The sequence below is a fragment of the Cytobacillus sp. EB106-05-05-XG126 genome, assembly GCF_058791715.1.
The window spans coordinates 1-1,621 of the sequence record NZ_JBYTDU010000042.1; the positions used below are offsets into that span (position 1 = coordinate 1).

At 38.2% G+C, this 1,621-nt stretch carries 1 protein-coding gene; it reads left to right on the plus strand.

All coding sequences use genetic code 11. The features are described from left to right. Positions 1-250: 250 nt before the first annotated feature. Entirely contained in the window at positions 251-1,486 is a 1,236-nt protein-coding gene (locus tag AC3WTL_RS25630; protein ID WP_072502019.1) for an IS110 family RNA-guided transposase, read from the plus strand. The last annotated feature ends 135 nt before the right edge of the window (positions 1,487-1,621 follow it).

Sequence of the window (1,621 nt, forward strand, 5' to 3'; positions counted from 1 at the left end):
TTCGTATTATAAGGTCACCAGATATTTCTGGTTGACCATTTTTTATTTGGTCTTATTATATCAGTAGCCAGGGTAGAACGTAACTGCCCGTGGGGCCTTCGACCCCGTCAACTAAACGGTTCGCCCCCTGCTTGTAGAAACATGATTGAGGCTGGTTGGGACATAGATCTCGTATAACAAGCGAAGCTGTGACACTGCATGGAGGAATTAGGGGTACTGGCAAATTACTAGTTTAGGAGGAGGATTTTAAATGAATCCAGTCATTGGTCTGGATGTTTCAAAAGGGGAAAGTCAGGTTCAGGCATTTTTGGATAAAGGCAAACCATATCGTAAGAGCTTTAAAGTTTCTCATACTATTGAAGGTCTTGATTTACTTGTAGAGTTTCTGGAGGTCGTAAAGAGAGAAACAGGTAAGAAACCACCTATCGTCCTAGAAGCAACAGGACATTATCATTCCTCTGTTGTTCAATACTTGGAGGACCGTGGATATTTATTGATCATCATTAATCCACTGATTTCTTATAAGGCGAAAAGTTCAAGTCTTCGGAAAGTAAAGACAGATGCGGTCGATGCTTACCATCTCTGCGAGCTGTTTTATAAAGAGGATCTTGAGCCATATAAAAAGCGTGGAGTTCAACTTTTAAACCTTCGAAATCTTACCAGACAGCACGAGAATATAACGGGGGTATTAATCCAAACAAAGCTACAATTTCAAGCCATTCTGGACCAGGTCTTTCCTGAATATAGAGGGGTTTTTGGTGACTTATATTCGGTAGTATCACTGTTAACTCTTTCAGAGTTTCCCTCATCTGAAGATATATTAGAGGCAAGCGTTGAAACCATAGCTGACAAAATCGCTCAATTATGTAAAAGCCGTTCATACAGATGGGCTAATGAAAAAGCTATTCAACTCAAAGCTGCCGCAGACCGAAATCCGTTTGAAAAGACTTTGTATCAGAGTCATATTTTGAGTCTTGGTATGTATATAAACATTATTCTTCAATACAAAGAGCACCTATCCAAGTTAGAGTCAGAGATAGATGCCCTCGCTAAAGAAGTTGAAGAATATAATATTATCAAATCTATCCCTGGTATCGGTGAAAAGATCGCTGCAACGATCATTTCAGAAATTGGGGAGATAGATCGATTTAATGATCCTAAAAAGCTCGTAGCTTTCGCTGGAGTTGATCCTAGTGTATTCGAATCTGGTAAGTTTACAGCCACCAGAAACCGAATCACGAAAAGAGGATCCAGTAGGCTTCGTCACGCCTTATATATGGCTGTTCGTTGTGCGATTCGTGACTGTCGCAAGAGTAAAACAAGCGATGAAATTATTCCTCGAAATAAGAAATTACGAGAGTTCTATGATAAAAAACGTGAAGAAGGAAAACCTTTTAAGGTAGCTGTAATTGCTTGTGTAAATAAGCTCTTACACTGGATATTTGCCCTTTTAAAAAGCAAAACAACTTTCCAAGATATAGCTTAAAACCAAATTAAACTAAATATCACAAAACCTTCCAACAACAGAATAATAGAAGGTTATTTGGCATGCGCATTTTTAGTATAGCATGAGATATTTTAAGTTTTTATTGAAAAATATTGACAAACTATTAGCTGGTTT